General features: G+C 60.0%; 18 protein-coding genes. 15 read left to right on the top strand and 3 right to left on the bottom strand.

Features of this window, described 5'->3' with window-relative positions:
* Positions 1–17: 17 nt before the first annotated feature.
* Positions 18–824 carry a competence/damage-inducible protein A gene (locus ACIROW_RS04820; RefSeq protein ID WP_402272533.1) on the top strand — a complete coding sequence of 269 codons (807 nt, stop codon included), beginning with the start codon at positions 18–20 and terminating at the stop codon, positions 822–824.
* A 305-nt stretch (positions 825–1,129) separates the two neighbouring features.
* Here the strand turns inward: ACIROW_RS04820 and ACIROW_RS04815 are convergent, their stop codons facing one another.
* The gene (locus ACIROW_RS04815) at positions 1,130–1,696 is read right to left on the bottom strand and encodes a phasin family protein (RefSeq protein ID WP_402272531.1); all 567 of its coding nucleotides are present in this window, start codon (positions 1,694–1,696) and stop codon (positions 1,130–1,132) included.
* Positions 1,697–1,993: 297 nt separating this feature from the next.
* Here ACIROW_RS04815 and ACIROW_RS04810 point away from each other — a divergent pair, with 297 nt between their 5' ends.
* Both ACIROW_RS04810 and ACIROW_RS04805 read left to right on the top strand, forming a co-directional pair.
* Positions 1,994–2,896, top strand: coding sequence for a histone deacetylase (locus ACIROW_RS04810; RefSeq protein WP_402272529.1), 903 nt, complete (start codon positions 1,994–1,996; stop codon positions 2,894–2,896).
* Between the two features lie 64 nt (positions 2,897–2,960).
* A complete protein-coding gene (locus ACIROW_RS04805; protein WP_402272527.1) occupies positions 2,961–3,875 on the top strand; it encodes a DMT family transporter in 915 nt (304 codons plus the stop codon).
* A 5-nt stretch (positions 3,876–3,880) separates the two neighbouring features.
* Here ACIROW_RS04805 and ACIROW_RS04800 read toward each other — a convergent pair whose 3' ends face one another.
* Positions 3,881–4,705, bottom strand: a complete 825-nt coding sequence (locus ACIROW_RS04800; protein ID WP_402272524.1) for a helix-turn-helix transcriptional regulator — start codon at positions 4,703–4,705, stop codon at positions 3,881–3,883.
* Positions 4,706–4,832: 127 nt separating this feature from the next.
* On the opposite strand from ACIROW_RS04800, the gene ACIROW_RS04795 reads away from it, so the two are divergent.
* The 3 genes from ACIROW_RS04795 to pbpG all read left to right on the top strand — a co-directional run bounded on the left by ACIROW_RS04795 (position 4,833) and on the right by pbpG (position 7,908).
* A complete protein-coding gene (locus tag ACIROW_RS04795; protein ID WP_402272521.1) occupies positions 4,833–5,594 on the top strand; it encodes a class I SAM-dependent methyltransferase in 762 nt (253 codons plus the stop codon).
* A gap of 130 nt (positions 5,595–5,724) precedes the next feature.
* Positions 5,725–6,633, top strand: a complete 909-nt coding sequence (locus ACIROW_RS04790; RefSeq protein WP_402272518.1) for a DMT family transporter — start codon at positions 5,725–5,727, stop codon at positions 6,631–6,633.
* A 156-nt stretch (positions 6,634–6,789) separates the two neighbouring features.
* Positions 6,790–7,908, top strand: coding sequence for a D-alanyl-D-alanine endopeptidase (pbpG, locus tag ACIROW_RS04785; protein WP_402272516.1), 1,119 nt, complete (start codon positions 6,790–6,792; stop codon positions 7,906–7,908).
* An 89-nt stretch (positions 7,909–7,997) separates the two neighbouring features.
* Here the strand turns inward: pbpG and ACIROW_RS04780 are convergent, their stop codons facing one another.
* On the bottom strand, positions 7,998–8,801 hold the full coding sequence (locus ACIROW_RS04780) for an IclR family transcriptional regulator (protein WP_402272513.1): 804 nt from the start codon (positions 8,799–8,801) through the stop codon (positions 7,998–8,000).
* A gap of 408 nt (positions 8,802–9,209) precedes the next feature.
* Here ACIROW_RS04780 and ACIROW_RS04775 point away from each other — a divergent pair, with 408 nt between their 5' ends.
* The 9 genes from ACIROW_RS04775 to ACIROW_RS04735 all read left to right on the top strand — a co-directional run bounded on the left by ACIROW_RS04775 (position 9,210) and on the right by ACIROW_RS04735 (position 16,759).
* Complete coding sequence (locus ACIROW_RS04775) at positions 9,210–10,223, top strand: sulfate ABC transporter substrate-binding protein (protein ID WP_402272511.1); 1,014 nt, start codon at positions 9,210–9,212, stop codon at positions 10,221–10,223.
* 88 nt (positions 10,224–10,311) lie between these two features.
* Positions 10,312–10,902 (top strand): NADPH-dependent FMN reductase, encoded by a 591-nt coding sequence (gene ssuE / locus ACIROW_RS04770; protein WP_402272508.1) that lies wholly within the window; start codon positions 10,312–10,314, stop codon positions 10,900–10,902.
* A gap of 117 nt (positions 10,903–11,019) precedes the next feature.
* Positions 11,020–11,997: a sulfonate ABC transporter substrate-binding protein gene (locus ACIROW_RS04765; RefSeq protein WP_402272506.1), complete on the top strand. Its 978-nt coding sequence runs from the start codon at positions 11,020–11,022 to the stop codon at positions 11,995–11,997.
* 91 nt (positions 11,998–12,088) lie between these two features.
* Entirely contained in the window at positions 12,089–13,264 is a 1,176-nt protein-coding gene (ssuD, locus tag ACIROW_RS04760) for an FMNH2-dependent alkanesulfonate monooxygenase (RefSeq protein WP_402272504.1), read from the top strand.
* Between the two features lie 9 nt (positions 13,265–13,273).
* Positions 13,274–14,119, top strand: a complete 846-nt coding sequence (ssuC, locus tag ACIROW_RS04755; protein ID WP_402272502.1) for an aliphatic sulfonate ABC transporter permease SsuC — start codon at positions 13,274–13,276, stop codon at positions 14,117–14,119.
* A 38-nt stretch (positions 14,120–14,157) separates the two neighbouring features.
* On the top strand, positions 14,158–15,024 hold the full coding sequence (locus ACIROW_RS04750) for an ATP-binding cassette domain-containing protein (protein ID WP_402272500.1): 867 nt from the start codon (positions 14,158–14,160) through the stop codon (positions 15,022–15,024).
* Positions 15,025–15,075: 51 nt separating this feature from the next.
* Positions 15,076–15,291, top strand: a complete 216-nt coding sequence (locus ACIROW_RS04745; protein ID WP_007884497.1) for a molybdopterin-binding protein — start codon at positions 15,076–15,078, stop codon at positions 15,289–15,291.
* 24 nt (positions 15,292–15,315) lie between these two features.
* Entirely contained in the window at positions 15,316–16,164 is an 849-nt protein-coding gene (locus ACIROW_RS04740; protein WP_402272496.1) for an EAL domain-containing protein, read from the top strand.
* 1 nt (position 16,165) lies between these two features.
* Complete coding sequence (locus ACIROW_RS04735) at positions 16,166–16,759, top strand: RBBP9/YdeN family alpha/beta hydrolase (protein WP_402272493.1); 594 nt, start codon at positions 16,166–16,168, stop codon at positions 16,757–16,759.
* Positions 16,760–17,006 lie beyond the last annotated feature (247 nt).

The raw sequence follows: 17,006 nt of genomic DNA, 5'->3' as shown, positions 1-17,006 counted from the left end.
GAAGCGAACGGATATTTATGGCTATCGGACTCATCATCATCGGCGACGAAATCCTTTCCGGAAAACGCGTCGACAAACATTTTCCCAAAGTACTTGAATTGCTCACCGCACGTGGCCTGCAACTGGCCTGGGTGGAGTATGTGGGCGACGATCCCGAACGCATCACCAACACGCTCAGGCGCACCTTCGCCAGCGAAGACATCGTGTTTTGCACCGGCGGCATCGGCGCCACACCCGACGATCACACGCGCCAGTGCGCGGCGGCGGCACGGGGCGTGGCCCTCGCGCTGCACCCGGACGCCAAGGTGAAAATCCAGGAGCGTATCGCCGATACCGCGCGCGAAGCCGGCATCACGCCGGTGTTCGACGCACCGGAAAACCTGCATCGCCTGAAGATGGGTGAGTTTCCGGTTGGTTCCTCGATTATCCCCAATCCGTTCAACAAGATTCCCGGCTTCTTTGTGCCGAACGTCAGCGGCGAGGGCGCGCATTATTTCGCCCCGGGTTTCCCGGTGATGGCGTGGCCGATGTTCGAATGGGTGCTCGATACGCACTATGCGCATCTGTTCCATCAAGTCGCACGCGCGGAAAAATCGGTGCTGGTGTTCGAGATGCCGGAGTCGACGCTGACGCCGCTGATGGAAGCCATCGAGGCAGAGTTTGCGCTGGTGAAAGTATTCAGCCTGCCGCACGTGGGCGACGACAAGACCCGTCGCCACATTGACCTCGGTGTCAAAGGCGATCCATCGCAAGTGGAAGATGCTTTCCGCAAGATGGAAGAAGGCCTGCGCCAGTTGAAGGCTGATTACCAGCAAGCAGGCTGATCTGAGCGGAAGTGAATGCCGTGGGCAAAAAAATGCCCCGGCTCACCGAGGCATCAGAAACGGTATCTTAGGAGGAAATCAGATACCGAGGAGACAAAGATTGCTCTGAGGCGCTACGGGTAGAACGGGGATACGCCTCATTGCTGAATAACGGGTATTGCACAAGCACTACTTGCAACCACCTGCAGAAAATCTTGCAGCGTTACAACTGTGTCAACAAACCTGTAAAGCAAACCGGGCAGAACAGTCATCATAACGAATATTGTCTGCCCGGGTGTTGTTGAAGCTCGAATTATTCGTTGAAATTATTTCTTGCTGCCACGGGCTGTTGCTTTTACGGTTGCTTGCGACAGCTGATCAACGGCGCTTGAGACATTTGCTTCCAGCGCTTCACTTGCTTGCTTGGCGCTCTTGGTGAACTGTTCGTAGCCGGCATTGAAGTTGCCGATGGTTGTCTTGACGAAAGTAATTGCGTTCTCCGAACCGGCTGGGGCGTTCTTGGAAGCCTCGTCGATCAGCGAAATCACCTTGCGATTGACTTCAGCCAGTTGCGCTTCGGCAGTCTTGGTCAGTTCTGCCTGCGTGGTCGACACGATGCCGGCCAGATGGCGGCCGTATGCCAGGCTCTTTTCAACGGTAGGCTGGGCTTGCGCGGTCGACAGCGAGAAGAATTCCTGCGCGTCTTTCGCCGTCAGCAATTTTTGTGTTGCTTCGCGGGATTCTTCCAGGGAAGACTTGGTGGCTTTCAGGTTCAGGTCGACCAGCTTTTCGACGCCCTCGAAGGTCTTGTTAGCGAACTGGCTAAACAGTGCGATTTGCGCTTCGAAGTTTGCTTTGGTTGCGGCGGAGAATTGTTCGGTGAGAGTCGTCATTTTGCGTAGTCCTTTGGTCCGATATCAAGATTGAATGGAATGGGGCAGGGGAAAATGCACGCTATTGTTGGACACTCTTTTGTGCGGTGCACAATTCGGATTTTAGGTGAAAACACCGGCATGTCAATAGGTTTGCCGACGATTTTGAAAAAGATTGTGGTCTATTTTCCGCAGGCGTCAAACATACTTCCGAGTCGGTTTTTTCTGGCCAGTATTTCGCCAGTATCACGTCTGTATCAGGCTAACGAAAGCCTATTGAAAGTCTGTTTTTGAAAGCCTATTGTTGAGAGCCTATTGTTGAGAGCCTATTACAGCGACCACTTCGTCCTGCCGCTGCCGGCCGGACATCGTTTCCCGATGATCAAGTATCGCCTCATCCGCGAGGGAGCCGCGCGTGCAGTGGCGGATCTGGAATTCCACGAAGCCCAGGCCGCCACTGATGGCGTGCTGGCCTTGGCGCATCATCCGCGCTATGTCGATCTGGTCTCGCGCGGCGCGTTGCCGGAGCAGGTGCAAAAGGACATCGGTTTCCCGTGGTCGCCGGAAATGGTCGAGCGTTCGCGCCGATCCGCCGGCGCCACCATCGCCGCCTGTCGCAGCGCCATGGAGCAGGGCGTGGCGGTCAACCTGGCCGGCGGCACGCATCACGCCTATGCCGATCGCGGCGCCGGCTTTTGCGTGTTCAATGACGCCGCCGTCGCCGCCCGCCTGATGCAGGCTGAACGTCGCGCCGCACGCGTGGCGATCGTCGACCTCGACGTCCATCAGGGCAACGGTACTGCATCGATTCTGGCGACGGACGATTCGGTGTTTACCTTATCGCTGCATGGCGAGCACAACTACCCATTCGAGAAAGAACGCAGCGATCTCGATGTCGGCTTGCCCGACGGCGTCGGCGACGCCGCCTACCTGGCGGCACTGGAGGCGGCGTTGGCGCAGCTGATGGCACGCTTCGATCCGCAACTCATCATCTACCTGGCCGGCGCCGATCCGCACGAAGGCGACCGCCTCGGGCGCATGAAACTGAGCATGGCCGGCATGGCGGCGCGCGACACGCTGGTGTTCGAACTGGGCCGTCAGCAAAGAATTCCGATCGCGGTTACGATGGCGGGCGGTTACGGAAAAAACATCGAAGACACCGTCGCCGTCCACGTACAAACAATAACGCTTGCCAGTCGATACGCTGCCGACTGGAACTGAGCTCCGGAGCCAAAACGTTCACCGCACTCCGGCGCAGACTTCCCGCAGTGTGTTTTGGATAACTATGACTCGCATCGCCGCCGGCGCAGCCCAGGACAAACGTTCCTGGAATCCCCTGTTGCTCAATCTCGTTCCGCTGTCCTTTGTGCTGATCTGGAGCACCGGCTTCATCGTCGCCAAGTTTGGCCTGCCGTATGCGCCGCCGCTGACCTTTTTGATCCTGCGCTTCGTCGGCGTGCTGATCTTCCTCGTGCCGCTGGTGCTGATCTTGCGCGCGCCATGGCCGCAAGGGCTGCAGGTTGCACACATCTCCGTCGCCGGCGTTCTGTTGCATGCCGGTTATCTCGCGGGCGTGTGGAGCGCGATCAAGATGGGCATGCCGGCCGGGTTGACCGCGTTGATCGTCGGCATGCAACCAGTACTCACGGCCTTCGCGGCACCCTTCGTCGGCGAGCGCGTCAAGGGACGCCAATGGCTGGGACTGGGCTTGGGTTTGTGCGGCGTCGGGCTGGTCGTGGCCAACAAGATTTCACTGATCGGCCTGTCATGGGAAGCGATTTCCCTGTGCGTCATGGCGCTGGTGACGATCACCATCGGCACGCTGTATCAGAAGCGTTTCTGCCCGCACTTCGACCTGCGCACCGGCACCATCGTGCAGTTCGTCGCTTCGTTGCTGGTGGTGCTGCCGTTTGCGATTTTCGTGGAAGACTTCGACCTGAGTTTGCACGCGGTCGCATGGACGCCGCAGTTCATCGGCGCCTTGCTGTGGTCCATCCTGGCGCTGTCGATCGGCGCCATCTTCCTGCTGTTCGCGCTGATCCGGCGCAGTGCGGCCACGGCCGTCACCAGCCTGCTGTACCTGACGCCGCCGACCACTGCAGTGATGGCCTGGCTGATGTTCGGCGAAGTCTTCAGCGTGGTCGGCATCATCGGCATGGTGGTGGCCGTGATTGGCGTCGCTTTCGTGGTGCGCAAGTAATCCGTTCAGACCGGCATCAGGGTGATCAGCTTCAGATCCGGCCGGTTCGCCACGCGGAAATTCACCTGCTGGTAAGTCAGCTCGCCTTGTACGGGATGGCGGAACAGGCGCTTGCCGCCTTCGCGTTCGACCACATCCTGCAGGCCCCAGGCGCGCTTGAACAGCGCGCTGCGCGCCGATAATTCTTCCACCATCGTCTTGATCTGCGGATCGTCCAGGTATTGCCCGCAATCGGCGCGAAACTCCGCGACCAGGCGGCGTGCGCGCTGTTCCCAGTCGGTGATCAACTCTTGCGAGGCCGTGGTGCAGAACGTGAAAAACAGCAGATTGTCGTATTCGCTGCCGGCGGTGAGCCAGCCCGTGAACAGCTTGCGCGCGGGCGCGTTGCAGGCCAGCGCATTCCAGTAGCGGTCCAGCACATAGGCCGGCTGCCGGATGCTGCGCACGACCTCGAGGATTTCCGGCGCGATGCTTTCGGTGTGATCGTCCTGATGTACCGGATCCTTCTTTTCCGCCAGTTCAAACAGATAGGTGCGTTTGGCGCGCGGCAGGTGCAGCGCGTCGGCGATGCGCGCCAGCGCTTGCGGAGAAATCGAATCGGTGCGGCCTTGTTCTATCCAGGTGTACCACGTCACGCTGATGCCGCACAGCTGCGCCACTTCTTCGCGCCTTAGTCCCGGTGTCCGGCGGCGCGTGCCGCGCGCCAGATGACCGAGTCCGGCCAGCGTCGGCGAGATCTGTTCGCGCTGCGATTTGATGAACTCACCCAGCGCCTTGCGCTTGATGTCGGGTTTGAGGGTTTTATCCTGTCTGGTGTCGTCGGAGGGCATGGCGGAGGGTTCAGGCTATTGGTTTTGGTAATAGTATAAATGGTGAACTTGTACCAGGATACAGAACAACTAAACTTGCGTCTCCAGCCAGTCAACAACCACGTAGCACATCACACAGGAGCCAGGAATGCGTAGCCACAATGAAGTGATTTCCGAACAGTTCGGCACCACCGCCGCCTCGTATCTGACCAGCGCCGTCCATGCGCAGGGGGCGGATCTGCAAGACCTCGCGGCGTATGCCGCTGCCTATCCGCATGCCCGCGTACTGGATCTGGGCTGTGGCGGCGGTCATGCCAGCTTTGCGACGGCGCCGTTCGCCGCGCAGGTAGTCGCCTACGACTTGTCGGCACAGATGCTGGAAGTGGTGCGCGCCGCCGCCGTCGAACGCAAGCTGCCAAACATCGAGGTGCAGCAGGGCAGCGCCGACCGCCTGCCATTTGCCGATGCCTCGTTCGACGTCGTGTGCACGCGTTTCAGCGCACACCACTGGCGCAATCTGCCGCAGGCTTTGCACGAAGCCGCACGCGTGCTGAAGCAGGGCGGCCGCTTTGTGATGATCGACACTGCAGCGCCCGCAGATGTGCTGGCCGACACCTACGTGCAGGGCATCGAGCTGCTGCGCGACACTTCGCATGTGCGCAACGTCAGTCTGTCGTCATGGAAAAAATTGATTGCGCAGACCGGCCTGCAGGTCGAGTTCTCCAAGAGCTGGAAACTGACGCTGGAATTCTCCTCCTGGGTCGCGCGCATGCGCACTTCGCCGGAACACATTGCCGCAATCAAGTCGTTGTGGCGCGCCGCGCCGGCGGAAGTGCGCACCTATTTCAACGTGGCCGAGGATTATTCCTTCGATATCGACACCGTGCTGGTGGAGGCGATCAAGAAGTAACCGGCGGGAGCAGGCAACTCATACGGAAACCGACTTAAAGGGCGTCTAATAATATATTGGACCCCATATGAGTCGATGCTTATGCTGGGCGGCATTTTCCTTACGTCAGCGTCAGGCACGCCGCTCAGCCATGAAAGCACTGCGCTCCTCCGATTTCCTCGCCGTCCTCGCGCTCGCCACCGCGGCCCTGTTCTGGGCCGGCAACATGCTGGTCGGCAAAGCGCTCAATGAGCAGGTCGCGCCGCTGACGCTGGCGTTCTGGCGCTGGGTGCTGATCCTGACGATCCTGGCGCCGTTCGTGTGGCGCGACGTGGTACGTTATCGTGCGGACATCCGTGCGGCTTTACCGCTGCTGAGCTTGCTGGCCTTGCTCGGCACCGGCTTGTACAACGCGCTGATTTTCGGCGCGCTGCATTTCACCAGCGCGACCAACGCCGCCTTGCTCAATTCCTCGATTCCGGTCTGGACCGTGTTGCTCTCCGTGCTGATACACAGGCGTCGGCCGGGTCGCATGGAGCTGCTAGGCGTCAGCGTCTCCCTCTGTGGCGTTGCCGCCATCATCAGCCATGGCTCGATTACCGGCCTGGCAAGCTTTCAGCTCAATCGCGGCGATGCCTGGATGCTGGTGGCGATGGTGATGTGGAGTGTCTATCTCTTGCTGTTGCCGCGTCGCCCGCGTGTCTTGCCGAGCTTCTGTTTTTTGTGGGTCACGGGCGTGCTCGGATTGTTTGCATTGACTTTGCTGATGCTCGTCAACGGAGGCGGGCGGACGTTCGTTATATCGCTCAGCCAAACCAGTGTGACCGGTGTTTTTTATCTGGCTGTTTTCCCAAGTATCCTGGCCACGCTCGTGTGCAACTACGGCATTGATCGGATCGGCGCCGTGAGGGCATCGCAATGCGTTCATCTGGTCCCGGTATTCGCCTCTGTTATCGCGATGGCCTGGCTGGGGGAGACGTTACACTGGTATCATGCTGTGGGTTTTATTTTTGTACTGGCGGGTCTGTTTATAGCAAATCAGAGGTATCGCGACCGTTAAAAAGTCGCGCGGGGTTTCCAAAAATTAAAAAAGCGCACTTTTTCAAGAAAATTGATTAAAAAGTTGCGCTAACTACCTAATTATCTTGCGATTTTCCCTTGGTTTGCTACACTGCCAACAGTTTCTTGTATGTATCAATCAGGGGGAGGTTCACCAATGCTCAAATCTGCGCTAGCTGCCGTCGCTACGGCACTTCTGGTCTTGGTCGGCATATCCTCGGTGCAAGCGCAAACTTCACCTAATTCCAAGAAAACGGTCGTTAAAAAGACTGTAATCAAGAAGAACGTCGTCAATCGTCGTCCAGTCGCCGCGCCCAGGCGCGCTCCCCAAGCCTCGCTGGATCGCCGTGAAAAACTGGTCAAGAAGGTCGCCGTGGTCCACGGCAAGCGCCGCGTGGTGTATCAGCGCGTAGCCGCCATGCCGACTGTCCCGGTGGTGCCGCCCGTCATGACCGCCGGCGACATGGCCGGCCTCAACCTGACGCAAGACCCGTTGGCGCTGCGTTCCAATGTCGCGCTGGTGATCGACCAGGCCAGCTCGCAAGTCCTGTTTGAAAAAAACTCCTCTGTTGCCTTGCCGATCGCGTCCGTCACCAAGTTGATGACTTCGCTGGTGGTGGTTGAAGCGCGCCAGAACATGGAAGAAGTCCTGACCGTCAGCGATGACGACGTCGATCGTCAAAAACACAGCAGCTCGCGCCTGCGTGTCGGCGCACAATTGTCGCGCGACGACATGCTGCACATTGCGCTGATGAGTTCCGAAAACCGCGCGGCATCGGCGCTCGGTCGCAATTATCCGGGCGGACTGCCGGCATTCGTCGCCGCAATGAACGCCAAGGCGCGCTCGCTGGGCATGATGGATACGCACTACGTTGATTCAACCGGCCTCTCCAGCAACAACGTCGCCAGCGCACGCGACCTTGCCAAACTGGTGGTCGCGGCTTACAACTATCCGATCATTCGCCAATACTCGACCGACGCCAAATACATGGTCGAGCCCAGCGGCCACGCCCTGCAATACGCCAGCTCCAACCGCCTGGTCGCCAGCAAGGATTGGGACATCGGCCTGCAAAAGACCGGTTACATCAATGAAGCAGGCCATTGCCTGGTCATGCTGACCAAGATCGAAGGCCGTTCGGTAGTGATGGTGTTCCTCGATTCCAAGGGTAAGCTGTCGCACGTGGGCGATGCTGCACGCATGCGCAAATGGCTGTCCGAGCAAGGCCCGCAAAACCTGACCCGCGTGAACCTGCGTGCACGTGCGGACGAAGGCTGATCCGGGTTTTAAAGTCACCAGACAATAAAAAAAGGCGAACTTCGGTTCGCCTTTTTTATTCCTGCCCCGGCACGTAGAAGTCGTTCAAACTATGCCGCGCCATCCTGCAGGCTTTGCTGGCTCACGAAGCCCAGCGCTGAGGAGATCTGCGCCGCCGTGGTGACCAGATCTTCCACCCAATCTTCCTGCAGGCGATCAGCCGGCGCCGAAATCGACAGTCCCGCGACCAGTTTGCCGGAGTCGTCACGGATGCCTGCCGCCATGCAGCGCACACCCAGCTCCAGCTCTTCGTTGTCGCGTGCATAACCGAGCGCGCGCACCATGCTCAGTTCGCGCTCCAGCTTGCTCAGATCGGTAATCGAATTCTTGTTGTGGCCGGCCAGTCCGGTGCGCGTGGCGTACGCGCGCACGGCCTTGGGGTCGTCAATGGAGAGGAACAGCTTGCCGGTCGAGGTCAGGTGCAGCGGCGCGCGGCCGCCGATGGCGCGTACCACCTGCATGCCCGAGCGTTCGGAGAAGGAACGGTCGATATAAACGATTTCATCGCTCTGGCGCACCGACAGGTTGATGGTCTGATGGGTCTTGCGATGCAGGGCGCGCATGAAGTCGAGCGCCGCTTCGCGCACGCTCAGGCGGCTCTTGACGATGTTGCCGAGTTCAAGCAGACGCATGCCGAGGCGATAGGTGCCGGGCTCCGAGCGATCGACGAAACGCTTTACCACCAGGTCGTTGAGGATGCGGTGGGCGGTGGAGGGATGCAGCTTGGTGGCGGCCGACAATTCCTTCAGGCTGACCGGATCCGGATACATCGCCAGCGCGTCCAGCAGGGACACCATCCGTTCAATGACCTGGATCGATATCGCGCCTGTCTCGTCGTGGGCTTCTTTTTTCATCTCGATTTCTGATGCATTGCAATAGGTTCTTTATACCACATTGTGAAAAGGAGAAGAAGGCGGTGCGCCAGGAAGAGGCGTTTTCCGGGCGGGATGGTAGTTTTACGAGGACAAAAATGAAACGGCGACGACAGGTTCAAAGGAGAGGGCAGTTCCGTAATTGCGTCATAAAGGCCGATATTACGATTCGCCGGGAATTCCCCGTTCGCCCATGCCTCCCGGCTATATTGCTGCAGGTGATTCTCTTATGCGAATTTGATATGAACAGCGCCTCTCTATATTCGGCAGCCTTGTTGTTGCTTATCTGTTTTTCGCATATTGAGAGAAGAAAGTATTCGTTCGTTTTTTCTTGCCGCCTCATTAACCTGTGCTCTCCAGAACAAAACTGAACCAAGAGGGATGCAGATCATGTTGAAAAAGCTTATCAAGTCGGTTGCCGTCGCAGCCTTGTTCTCGCAGGTTGTGCCGCTGGCCCACGCCGCGGATGTTTCCTTGCTGAATGTCTCCTACGACCCGACTCGCGAACTCTACGCCGACTATAACAAGGCCTTCGCCAAGTATTGGAAAGCCAAGACCGGCGACAACGTGACCATCAAAGCATCCCATGGCGGTTCCGGGAAGCAGGGACGCTCCGTCATCGACGGCATCGACGCTGACGTCGTGACGCTGGCGTTGGCGTATGACATCGACGAAATCTCCGAAAAGGCCAAGCTGCTGCCGCCCGACTGGCAAAAGCGCCTCGAGCACAACAGCTCGCCGTACACCTCGACCATCGTGTTCCTGGTGCGCAAGGGCAACCCCAAGAAGATCAAGGACTGGGACGACCTGATCAAACCTGGCGTCTCGGTGATCACGCCGAATCCGAAGACCTCCGGCGGTGCACGCTGGAACTACCTGGCGGCATGGGCCTACGCGCTGAAAAAGGGCGGCAATGACGCCGCTGCGCGCGACTACATCTCCAAGCTGTTCAAGAACGTGCCGGTGCTGGATTCCGGCGCACGCGGCGCCACCATCAGCTTTGTTGAGCGCGGTCTGGGCGACGTTTTGCTGGCATGGGAAAACGAAGCGCTGATCTCGCTCAAAGAATGGGGCCCGGACAAGTTCGACGTCATCACCCCATCGATTTCCATCCTGGCTGAACCGCCTGTTGCTGTGGTCGACAAAGTCGTTGACCGTCGTGGCACCCGCAAGGTCGCTGAAGAATACCTGAAGCATTTGTATTCCGACGAAGGCCAGGAAATCATCGCCAAGAACTACTACCGTCCGATCAACCCGAAGATCGCTGCGAAGTACGCCTCGCAATATCCGAAGGTCAACCTGATCACGGTCGACAATACCTTCGGCGGCTGGCAGAAGGCCCAGAAGGATCACTTCTCCGACGGCGGCAGCTTCGACCAGTTGTACGTGCCGAACAAGAAGTAATTGCGGCACATCGGCATCACACTCCGGAAGCCCGCAGCAGGGCTTCCGGAATCATCACCAGGTACCAGATTCACCCTTTGAGTTGACCATGACGATTCTCTTGTTGGCCGGCAGTCCTTCCGCTCCGTCCCGTTCCACCCGCTTGCTGCACCACGTCGGCGAAAAGCTGGCCGCGCTCGGGCACCGCTATTCCAAACTGGACGTGCGCGATCTGCCGGGTCAGGCCTTGATCCGCGCCGACTTCAACGATCCCGAGATCAAGGCCGCACTGGCGCGTGTCGAAGAGGCTTCGGCCGTGGTTGTGGCGACACCGGTTTACAAGGCGGCCTATAGCGGCGCGCTCAAGGCTTTCCTCGACCTGTTGCCGCAGTTCGGCCTGACCGACAAGCTGGTGTTGCCCCTGGCTACCGGCGGCAGTCAGTCGCACATGCTGGCGCTCGATTACGCGCTGCGTCCTGTGCTGTCGTCGCTGAACCCCAAACATGTGCTGCCGAGTATTTACGCCACCGAGGCGCAGGTGATCTGGTCCGAGCAGGACGGCCTGGTGCTCGATGCGCCCATCGTGGCGCGCGTGCAGGAAGGCGTCGACCAGTTGTCGAGCAGCCTGCTGGCCTTGCACAAGACCGCGCCGGGCGTATTCACCGATATACCGTTTTCGCAGATCCGATGTAGCGTTTAAGCGCGGGCCGCGTCCTCCCGCTTCATTGATCATCCATGCAAGACCCGCTATCCGCTGCAGGAGCGGAGGGGCCTTGTTACGCCAAATTACACAAAATAACAGTTACGGGAAAACCAGATGAGTGCACAACAACGTTCCGCCAGACGCCGTACCCTCGGCCTGCTGTCCGCGCTGACCACACTGACCATCGCCGCTGCAGGCCTTGGCATGAGCAACTTCGCCGCGGCCCAGTCCAAGCAAGTGCTGCGCATCGGCTATCAAAAAGCCGCCAGCACGCTGGTGCTGCTCAAGGCGCACGGCGCGCTGGAAAAACGTCTGCAAGCGCAAGGCGTGGAAGTCAAATGGGCGGAATTCACTGCCGGTCCGCAATTGCTGGAAGCGCTGAACGTCGGCTCGGTCGACTTCGGCTATGTCGGCGAAGCGCCGCCGGTATTTGCCCAGGCGGCAGGCGCCGACTTTGTCTACACCGCCTATGAAATCCCGACGCCGAACGCCGAAGGCCTGCTGGTGCAAAAGGATTCGCCGATCAGGAGCGTGGCCGAACTGAAGGGCAAGAAAATCGCCTTCAACAAAGGCTCCGACGTGCATTGGCTGGTGGTGGCCCTGCTCAAGAAAGCCGGCCTCAACTACAGCGACATCCAGCCGGTCTACCTGGCGCCGGCTGATGCCCGCGCCGCGTTTGAAAAAGGCGCCATCGATGCGTGGGCCATCTGGGATCCTTTCCAGGCCGCCGCTGAAAAACAGATCGGCGCGCGTCGCCTGGCAAGCGGTGTGGGCGCAGTCAGCCATCACCAGTTCTTCCTGAGTGCGCGTCCGTTCGCGGAAAAGAATGCCGCCGTTCTCAAGGTGCTACTGGAAGAAATCACCAAGGAAGGCCAATGGATCCGCGCGAACACCAAGGAAGCCGCGGCCCAACTCGCGCCTATCCAGGGCCTGGACACCGACGTCATCGAAGTTAGCCTGAAGCGCTACGAACACATCTTCCGGCCGATCGACGCCAAGGTGCTGGAAGAGCAGCAACGCATCGCTGACGCCTTCTTCGAGCTCAAGCTGATCCCGAAAAAACTCAGCGTCAAGGACGCCGTGCTGAAGTAAATACGCGCAATACGCATCATGGATGCGCCGGCTTGCAAGAGACCGGCGCACCGCTGGTTTCACCTGATACCGATATCGATTGGAGTTTGCAATGAACGTTTTCTGGTTTATCCCCACGCACGGCGACAGCCGCTACCTCGGCACCGCAGAAGGCGGACGTCTGGTCAGTCATGACTACATGAAGCAGGTCGCGGTCGCTGCCGATACTCTGGGATATGACGGCGTGTTGCTGCCGACCGGACGTTCCTGTGAAGACGCCTGGGTCACCGCCGCCAGCCTGATCGGTGAAACCAAGCAATTGAAATTTCTGGTCGCAGTGCGTCCCGGCCTGAGCGCACCGACGCTGTCGGCACGCATGGCCGCCACCTTCGACCGCCTGTCCGGCGGCCGCTTGCTGGTCAACGTCGTCACCGGCGGCGATCCTGCCGAGCAGGAGAGCGACGGCATCTTCGGCACGCACAAGGAGCGCTATGAAATCTCCGACGAATTCCTCAAGATCTGGCGCGACGTACTGAGCAAGACGCACACCGGCGGCGAAACCAATTTCGAAGGCAAGCACTTGAGCGTCAAAGGCGCCAAGGCCTTGTATCCCCCGGTGCAGGCGCCATACCCGCCGCTGTACTTCGGCGGCTCCTCGGACGAAGCGATCGACCTCGCCGCCGAGCAAGTCGACGTCTACCTGACCTGGGGCGAACCGCCTGCGGCAGTGGCCGAGAAGATCGCCATCGTGCGTGCACGCGCCGCCAAGGCCGGCCGCACTTTGCGCTTCGGCATCCGCCTGCACGTGATCGTGCGAGAAACCACGGACGCCGCCTGGCGCGCCGCCGACGAGCTCATCAGCAAGCTCGACGATGCCACCATCGAAAAGGCGCAGAAGACCTTCGCCAAGATGGACTCCGAGGGACAGCGCCGCATGGCCGCGCTGCATGGCGGCAAGCGCGACAAGCTCGAAGTCAGCCCGAACCTCTGGGCCGGCGTCGGCCTGGTGCGAGGCGGCGCCGGCACCGCGCTGGTCGGCGACGGTCCGACCGTGGCGGCACGCCTGAAGGAGTACGCCGACCTCGGCATCGACACCTTCATCCTGTCCGGCTACCCGCATCTGGAAGAATCGTATCGCTTTGCCGAATTGGTGTTCCCGCTGTTGCCGCGCAAGCAGAAGGAAACGCTGCCCGGTTTCAACCTGACCGGCCCGTTCGGCGAGATTGTCGGCAACACCCACGTGCCGCCACCGGCCGCCAAGCCGGCGCAGCAAGTGTCCGAGAGTTAAGGATCCATCATGAGTGCAAGCATCGCCAGCTCTGGCGTCGACACCACCGAAACTCCACGCAAGATCGCTGCCGCTAAAAGTAGCGGCAGTGGCAATCGTTTCGGCGCCACGCAATTATTGTCCTGGGCCTTGCCGGTCGGCCTGATCGTCGTGTGGCAGATCGCCGCGCAGGCAGGCTGGCTGTCCAGCCGCATCCTGCCCGAGCCGTGGGCGGTGCTGCGTGCAGCCTGGAACCTGTCGGCGTCGGGCGAGTTGTGGACGCATCTGGGCGTGAGCACCGGGCGCGCCGCTTCGGGCTTCGCCGTCGGCGGCGGGCTCGGCCTGCTGCTAGGGCTGCTGACCGGCACCTTCCGCCAGGCGGAAGTGCTGCTCGACACCACGCTGCAGATGGTGCGCAACATCCCGGCGCTGGCCTTGATTCCACTCGTGATCCTGTGGTTCGGCATTGACGAGACTTCCAAGCTGTTCCTGGTATCGGTCGGCGTGTTCTTTCCGATCTACCTCAATACTTTCCACGGCATCCGCTCGGTCGACAAGGGCCTGATCGAAATGGCGAAGAGCTACGGCTTGTCCGGCTGGCCGCTGTATCGCGACGTGATCCTGCCCGGCGCGTTGCCGTCGATCCTGGTCGGCGTGCGTTTTGCGCTCGGCCTGGTGTGGGTGCTGCTGATCGTGGCCGAAACCATTTCGGCGCAGGCCGGCATCGGCTACATGACCATGAACGCCCGCGAATTCCTGCAAACCGACGTGGTGCTGGTCGGCATCCTGCTGTACGCGCTGCTTGGAAAACTGGCCGACGTACTGGCGCGCGGCCTGGAAAAATTCTGGCTGCGCTGGCATCCGGGCTATCAATGAACACGGCAACGAACCAAGCAACGAACAAGGACGTCGCGATGCAAAACAATCCGGTCGAAACCACGCAAGTAAAGCATGCCGCCGAAGCGCAGTCCGACAAGCAGAGCCGCGGTGTGCGCGTCGCCATCGACGGCCTGTCGAAATCCTATGCCGGCCGCGAAGTGCTCAAAGCCGTCGCGCTCGACGTCAAGCCCGGTGAATTCGTCGCTATCGTCGGTCGCAGCGGCTGCGGCAAAAGCACCTTGTTGCGTTTGATCGCCAAGTTGGAAACGGCGACCCGCGGCGAAGTCCTCTTCGCCAAGGACGCCGGCGGACGTCAACCGGGCTTCGAGCCGGAGACCCGCATCATGTTCCAGGACTCGCGCCTGCTGCCATGGAAACGCGTGCTCAACAATGTCGCGCTGGGCTTGCCCAAGGCGGCCTTGTCCTCGGCGTCGCAAGCTCTGCGCCAGGTCGGGCTGGAAGAACGCGCCGGCGAATGGCCGGCCGTGCTGTCCGGCGGCCAGCGTCAACGCGTGGCGTTGGCGCGCGCGCTGGTGCACGACCCTGAATTATTGTTGCTGGACGAACCGCTGGGCGCGCTCGATGCGCTGACCCGCATCGAAATGCAGCAGCTGATCGAATCGCTGTGGCAGAAGCGCGGCTTCACCGCCGTGCTGGTCACGCATGACGTACAGGAAGCGATCGCGCTGGCCGATCGCGTGGTGCTGATCGAAGACGGCAACATCACGCTCGACCAGGCCATCGACCTGCCGCGTCCGCGGGCCCGCGGCAACCCTGCGTTCGCGCAGATGGAAGAGTACATCCTGTCGCGCGTGCTGCAACATCCGGCCAATGCGCCGGACAGCGCGCTCGGCGATGTCTCGCTGCAAAAGACCGTCAATCAGGTGCAGTGGGCAATTTAAGTTTTTGTTTTTATTTTTTAACGCAGTTTTCTACCTCACCAGGAGTCAAGCATGACCATTCAAGCCATCAACGTCCGCAATCAATTCAAGGGCAAAGTCAAAGCCATCATCGAAGGCTCCGTCGTCTCCGAAGTCGATGTCGAAACCCCTGCCGGCATCGTCACATCGGTCATCACCACTCGCTCGGTCAAGGACCTGGGCCTGGTGATCGGCAGCGAAGTCGTCGCATTGGTCAAGGCGACCGAAGTCTCGATCGCCAAGCTCTGATCCGATTCCATCACGGAGCCATTGATGAAGTATCAAGCCCTGGAAAAATATCTTGCCCGCCTCAACGGGTCTGTGAAAGAAGAATCCAGGGTCTGGCTGGATGCGGAAGGGCGGGCGCAGGGCAAGTATTTCAACACCACGCTCACTTCTGCATTCCAGCCGATACGCGTATTCGGCAGCGCCGGCACGCCGGACGCCGCCATCGTCGCGCATGAAGGTTTTGCGCGCAGTTATTCCGAAGACGACAGCGGCCTGCATCTGTGGCGCCTGCTCGACCAGGCCGCCAGCGATGACGAGTCGGTCGAACTGGACCGCCTGTGCCGCATGCTGCATTCGATCAATTTCTATCGCCAGGTGGACCACGACGTCAGTCTGCACCTGAGCGTGCATGCGCGTTTGCTGGCAGCCGTGGACAGCAATCACGGCATCGCTTTCCGTCGCATCCTCAACCTGCTGGAGCTGCCGCATGACAAGATCGTGCTGCAGATGCCGGTGGTGACGCAGAACCAGGGCTGGCTGCTCAACTATGTGCTGGACAATTACCGGCGCAACGGTTTCCGGCTCGGCATCAGCGCCGCCGATGCGCGCGACGCGCTGGCCTTGCTGGAGAAGGTCAAGCCTGACATGATCAAGGTCGACGCGCGCGAACTGGTCGATGAAGAGGGCACTGAAAAGCTGCTGCGCCAGGCAGGCTCACTTGGCATTCGCGTCGTGTTTAAACGCGTCGAGAATCCGGACGTATTCGCGCGGCTGCAGGAGTTTGGCGGCAAGCTGGCAACGCCGGTGTATGCTCAGGGCTATCTGTGGGATACGCCGAAATCTACCTTGGCGCTCCCGCCTCCGATTCCAAACGCCGAAAGCAAGGTGGCCTGACATGGGAAACACGACCGCACGCAATCAAGGCAGCTCCGGTGTCCCACGCATTGCGGATTTCCGTGTGCTGGTGGTGCCGGGACTTGACGGCAGCGGTCCCGAGCATTGGCAGTCGCGCTGGCAGCGGTTGTATCCGGCCTTCGAGCGGGTTGAGCAGGATCACTGGGATGTTGCTGATTTGCCGGTGTGGTCGTCGCGTTTGCAGGAGGTGCTGGCACAGGATGCGCGTCCGACCGTGATCGTTGCGCACAGCTTTGGCTGTCTGACGACGGTGCATCGTGTGGGTCTGGATGCAGGTCATATCGTCGGTGCATTGCTGGTGGCGCCGGCGGATCCTGAAAAATTCAAGGTGGCCGATGTCGTGCAGACGCGGTTGCCGTTTCCTTCGGTCGTGATCGGCAGTACTGATGATCCCTGGATGTCGGCGGAACGCGCTGAATATTGGGCGGGCGTTTGGGGGAGCGAGTTTGTCAATGCGGGGGCGGTGGGGCATATCAATACTGCTTCGGGGTTGGGCGACTGGCTTGACGGGCAGGATGTGTTGGCGGCGTTGGTCAAGCGGGTTGGTAACCGCAATTCTGTGGCTTCTGCCTGATCTGTCTTCCTGTTCTCGTTAAATCTTTTCTTTCTTCGATCGACCAAGCCGGGGGCGGCCCGGCAGCCGCTCACTTTTCTTGCTTCGCCAAGAAAAGTAAGCAAAAGAAGGCGACCGCAAGTTCGTAGCCCCTTCGGGGTTCCCGGCGGCGGCAGGCGCAAATCGGGAGGGGAAACAAACTCGCTGCGCTCAGACAAGTTTCCCCTCTTTATCCGATTTGCACCTGCCGCCACCGGCTACTCGCAAG

Source organism: Herbaspirillum sp. NPDC101397 (assembly GCF_044767325.1).
Lineage (GTDB): Bacteria > Pseudomonadota > Gammaproteobacteria > Burkholderiales > Burkholderiaceae_D > Herbaspirillum.
Note: the sequence above shows the minus strand (reverse complement) of the source record. Positions and strands in the feature narration are given on the sequence as shown.

What these genes read in the sequence shown, in the direction of transcription:
- ACIROW_RS04820 (WP_402272533.1), top strand. Translation starts at nt 18, where the DNA reads ATGGCTATCGGACTCATCATCATCGGCGACGAAATCCTTTCCGGAAAA.
- ACIROW_RS04815 (WP_402272531.1), bottom strand. Translation starts at nt 1,696, where the DNA reads ATGACGACTCTCACCGAACAATTCTCCGCCGCAACCAAAGCAAACTTC.
- ACIROW_RS04805 (WP_402272527.1), top strand. Translation starts at nt 2,961, where the DNA reads ATGACTCGCATCGCCGCCGGCGCAGCCCAGGACAAACGTTCCTGGAAT.
- ACIROW_RS04800 (WP_402272524.1), bottom strand. Translation starts at nt 4,705, where the DNA reads ATGCCCTCCGACGACACCAGACAGGATAAAACCCTCAAACCCGACATC.
- ACIROW_RS04795 (WP_402272521.1), top strand. Translation starts at nt 4,833, where the DNA reads ATGCGTAGCCACAATGAAGTGATTTCCGAACAGTTCGGCACCACCGCC.
- ACIROW_RS04790 (WP_402272518.1), top strand. Translation starts at nt 5,725, where the DNA reads ATGAAAGCACTGCGCTCCTCCGATTTCCTCGCCGTCCTCGCGCTCGCC.
- pbpG (WP_402272516.1), top strand. Translation starts at nt 6,790, where the DNA reads ATGCTCAAATCTGCGCTAGCTGCCGTCGCTACGGCACTTCTGGTCTTG.
- ACIROW_RS04780 (WP_402272513.1), bottom strand. Translation starts at nt 8,801, where the DNA reads ATGAAAAAAGAAGCCCACGACGAGACAGGCGCGATATCGATCCAGGTC.
- ACIROW_RS04775 (WP_402272511.1), top strand. Translation starts at nt 9,210, where the DNA reads ATGTTGAAAAAGCTTATCAAGTCGGTTGCCGTCGCAGCCTTGTTCTCG.
- ssuE (WP_402272508.1), top strand. Translation starts at nt 10,312, where the DNA reads ATGACGATTCTCTTGTTGGCCGGCAGTCCTTCCGCTCCGTCCCGTTCC.
- ACIROW_RS04765 (WP_402272506.1), top strand. Translation starts at nt 11,020, where the DNA reads ATGAGTGCACAACAACGTTCCGCCAGACGCCGTACCCTCGGCCTGCTG.
- ssuD (WP_402272504.1), top strand. Translation starts at nt 12,089, where the DNA reads ATGAACGTTTTCTGGTTTATCCCCACGCACGGCGACAGCCGCTACCTC.
- ssuC (WP_402272502.1), top strand. Translation starts at nt 13,274, where the DNA reads ATGAGTGCAAGCATCGCCAGCTCTGGCGTCGACACCACCGAAACTCCA.
- ACIROW_RS04750 (WP_402272500.1), top strand. Translation starts at nt 14,158, where the DNA reads ATGCAAAACAATCCGGTCGAAACCACGCAAGTAAAGCATGCCGCCGAA.
- ACIROW_RS04745 (WP_007884497.1), top strand. Translation starts at nt 15,076, where the DNA reads ATGACCATTCAAGCCATCAACGTCCGCAATCAATTCAAGGGCAAAGTC.
- ACIROW_RS04740 (WP_402272496.1), top strand. Translation starts at nt 15,316, where the DNA reads ATGAAGTATCAAGCCCTGGAAAAATATCTTGCCCGCCTCAACGGGTCT.
- ACIROW_RS04735 (WP_402272493.1), top strand. Translation starts at nt 16,166, where the DNA reads ATGGGAAACACGACCGCACGCAATCAAGGCAGCTCCGGTGTCCCACGC.